The 2,946-nt window shown below is 44.5% G+C and carries 6 protein-coding genes; 2 read left to right on the top strand and 4 right to left on the bottom strand.

The window, feature by feature from the left end; all coding sequences use genetic code 11:
- Positions 1–52: 52 nt before the first annotated feature.
- The 4 genes from INT22_RS07285 to INT22_RS07300 all read right to left on the bottom strand — a co-directional run bounded on the left by INT22_RS07285 (position 53) and on the right by INT22_RS07300 (position 1,551).
- On the bottom strand, positions 53–373 hold the full coding sequence (locus INT22_RS07285) for a hypothetical protein (RefSeq protein WP_193067962.1): 321 nt from the start codon (positions 371–373) through the stop codon (positions 53–55).
- Positions 374–468: 95 nt separating this feature from the next.
- Positions 469–612 (bottom strand): hypothetical protein, encoded by a 144-nt coding sequence (locus tag INT22_RS07290; RefSeq protein WP_193067963.1) that lies wholly within the window; start codon positions 610–612, stop codon positions 469–471.
- A gap of 3 nt (positions 613–615) precedes the next feature.
- Positions 616–822 (bottom strand): hypothetical protein, encoded by a 207-nt coding sequence (locus INT22_RS07295; protein WP_193067964.1) that lies wholly within the window; start codon positions 820–822, stop codon positions 616–618.
- Positions 823–915: 93 nt separating this feature from the next.
- Positions 916–1,551, bottom strand: a complete 636-nt coding sequence (locus INT22_RS07300) for a recombinase family protein (RefSeq protein WP_193067965.1) — start codon at positions 1,549–1,551, stop codon at positions 916–918.
- Positions 1,552–1,813: 262 nt separating this feature from the next.
- On the opposite strand from INT22_RS07300, the gene INT22_RS07305 reads away from it, so the two are divergent.
- Both INT22_RS07305 and trfA read left to right on the top strand, forming a co-directional pair.
- Positions 1,814–2,041, top strand: a complete 228-nt coding sequence (locus INT22_RS07305; RefSeq protein ID WP_193067966.1) for a hypothetical protein — start codon at positions 1,814–1,816, stop codon at positions 2,039–2,041.
- A gap of 10 nt (positions 2,042–2,051) precedes the next feature.
- Positions 2,052–2,906 carry a plasmid replication initiator TrfA gene (gene trfA, locus INT22_RS07310; protein WP_193067967.1) on the top strand — a complete coding sequence of 285 codons (855 nt, stop codon included), beginning with the start codon at positions 2,052–2,054 and terminating at the stop codon, positions 2,904–2,906.
- Positions 2,907–2,946 lie beyond the last annotated feature (40 nt).

A 2,946-nucleotide genomic window follows, 5' to 3' on the forward strand; every position in this document is an offset into this window, starting at 1 on the left:
AAGGTAATTTTCATGGCAGAAATTGCCATGTTCGCTAGGCATACATGACCTCTCACTCTATGATCGGTAGCATTAGCTTTTTAATTGTCGGCGCGGCCATACCTTTATCAATATCGAGTTCTCGAAAAATCTCAAACAAGGTAACTTCGAGCATGTAGTTAATGACAGCCTTGCTTGGTGTTCTAGTGCCTATCTCCCACTCTGATAGACGTGAAGGCGTCGTCTTTATACTTAGTCGTTGATTAAGCTTGTCAAGCGCAGCAGTCAGCGTACAATCTCTAGTTGCAATTTTTTTCCAAGTAGTTACTAAGTTGATTGAGTTAGGATCATTTTCTAACGGCCTGCCTACTCTTTTTTTGGGCTTTTCGATCAATGGATAATACCTCTGTGTAATGCTAGAATTAGCTGGCCGTTTTCTTCCTGGTCGAAGGGCGCGGCGACCCCAGCGGGCGTGGTGGCCTGCTGGGGTCACTTCTTACTTACTCCTAGTTCTTTTCGGTATTGCCTTAGCTCCTTCATCACCTCGGCAAACTCCCCTTGAGCCATACAGCCTAATTTTAGGCGCTTCCCTGTTGCAAATGCATTGATGATTTGTTGAGTTTGTGACGACATACGTTACCCCTTCTTACCAGTAACGCACTCGCACAACTCGACAAATAAAGTTGCGTAGCGCTGATTTTGAAAGCCTTCAGCAACAACTACTTGTGCCTGCTGCTGATCCTGGCCGATAACTGACCATGTTTGCCCGCTTTGTGGTTGGGCGCTGAATTTTGAATATCGGTAAAGCTCACTAACATCTTTGAAATGGAACATTGTTGCCATTTTCGTTCTCCTGGTCGAAGGGTCTTTACTGTTACCAAGCGGTGTGGTGGTGCCTGATAACAGTTACTAATTTAATACCGTTACGGTATTAAATCAAGCGTTATTTTTTGTATTTTTCGTGCGTATAAATTCCGACCAAACACGTTTCACCGTGCTTGTGCTGCATCCAGCTAGCTTGGCTGTCGTTGCGATTGAATAACCCGCCTGCCTGAGCGCTACAACGCGCTCATGCACGGCTTCGTTAGGCTGCTTACCCCTGAATACCCCCTTAGCTTTACCACGCTCTATGCCCTCTCTCTGGCGCTCTCTGCGTGTCTCGTAGTCATCCCTAGCTATTTGCAGTGCGAGGCGTAGAAGCATGCTTTGAACCGATTCAAGGACTATTTTGGTAACGCCTGTCGCGTCCTCTACGGTTTCTGTTAAATCCACAACGCCAGGTATGGCCAACTTCGCCCCCTTACTGCTGATCGCGCCTATTAGCGCTTCAGCTTCAGGTAATGGTAAGCGGCTGATCCTGTCCATCTTCTCCGCTATCACGACTTCGCCTTTTTGTAAGTCACTTATCATGCGCTTTAGCTCTGGCCTGTCAGCGTTTGCACCTGACGCCTTCTCGCGATAAATCCCCGCAATGTAAAAGCCGGCGTTTTTGGCCTCATCAACTATGCTATTTTGCCTATCGAGGTCTTGCCCCTGGGTGCTGACACGCATGTACACGCGAGCTACGCGCATCGTTGTTGCTCCTATCAAATATTTATATAGCTGCTCTGGACTCCCGATTTAAAAATCGGGAGTAGCAGGGCGGCAGCGTTAGGCCCATAAGGGTATAACCCTTATGAGCCTGGGCAGCTAGGGGGCTTGGATCATGCAATATATGACCTATATGAGCCATCCTAAAATGAGCTAGCCAAATGAGCCATCCTGCTCCAACAGTGTTGGACACACCAACAGTGTTGGAGTAGAATGGCTTTTCAAATAAACTGAGTTTATTGATATGTTGGATACTACTTTAAATAAAGTTGATGCAAGAACACACTATAAGCCTGAAAAAGCAAAAGAGCTTATACAGGCCGCTATTAATGTAGTTAATAGTAGGGCAGAAGTGGCTAGGCGGTGTGGTTGTAGCGATGAATATTTACGGCTTGTAATGAAAGGCGAACGAAAATTAAATTACGGACTTCAAGTGACACTAGAAGTTTTAATACTTACTGATACCCTTTAATGGTGTTAAAATGACTAATAGCTTTGAAAGGATTCAAGAGCGCGCAAAGGTCGCTGAACAAAAGAAAAATGAAAAAAACTCTGTACCAATGTGTATTCAAGCTGACACTCAACTTGACTTACCAATGGAGCTGCTAGGAAAAGGAGCGCGAGGCGCGCCTGATTCAATTTTAAGAAGTGCCTTGTTTTCTGCTACTAAACCAGGAAAAAGAAGAAATCTTGATAATGAAGAAGTAGCCGCTGTTGCTAATGTGACTATTAAACAAACTGGCCCTCAATTACAGCAAATTGATTTAGATGTTTGGATCGAATTAGTTAGATTAGCAGCAGAAACACAAAATTCTGTTATCACTGTACCGCTTAAAAATCTTCTTAAACGATTAGATCGTGATACAGGAACTAAGAGCCGTGAGCGGCTGCTATCTACGTTATTACGCCTTAATGCTTGCCTCGTATCTATAACGTATAAGATTAAAGATAAAGAGCGAAATTATAATGGTAATTTGATTTTTGAGCATAGCAGGGATGAGAAACAACATTTAGTTATATCACTAAATCCTCGTATAGCAGCGCTATTCGACAATGCATCATGGTCAACGTTGCAACTGGAACAACGTCACAAACTTAAGCGACAACCGTTAGCACAATGGCTACATGGTTACTACTCAAGTCATGCGTACCCTTTTCCTATTAAAGTCGATACCTTGAGAACACTAAGCGGATCGACTGCCCGCCACCTTCGCCAGTTCAGAACGGAATTAAAAGGCGCAATGGATAAAGTAGCGGCCGCAACAGGGTGGTCATGGAGCCTGGATAGTACCGATAAGCTGATCGTTGTAAAGGGGGTTTCCACCGACACAGAGTAAAAAGCTGTGTAGAAAAAAGGGGGTTTCCACCGACATAAGA

Source organism: Halomonas sp. 3D7M (assembly GCF_014897885.1).
Lineage (GTDB): Bacteria > Pseudomonadota > Gammaproteobacteria > Pseudomonadales > Halomonadaceae > Vreelandella.

Excerpts from the sequence above, each read along its gene's own strand:
- INT22_RS07290 (WP_193067963.1), bottom strand. The coding sequence starts at position 612 with ATGTCGTCACAAACTCAACAAATCATCAATGCATTTGCAACAGGGAAG.
- INT22_RS07295 (WP_193067964.1), bottom strand. The coding sequence starts at position 822 with ATGGCAACAATGTTCCATTTCAAAGATGTTAGTGAGCTTTACCGATAT.
- INT22_RS07300 (WP_193067965.1), bottom strand. The coding sequence starts at position 1,551 with ATGCGCGTAGCTCGCGTGTACATGCGTGTCAGCACCCAGGGGCAAGAC.
- INT22_RS07305 (WP_193067966.1), top strand. The coding sequence starts at position 1,814 with ATGTTGGATACTACTTTAAATAAAGTTGATGCAAGAACACACTATAAG.
- trfA (WP_193067967.1), top strand. The coding sequence starts at position 2,052 with ATGACTAATAGCTTTGAAAGGATTCAAGAGCGCGCAAAGGTCGCTGAA.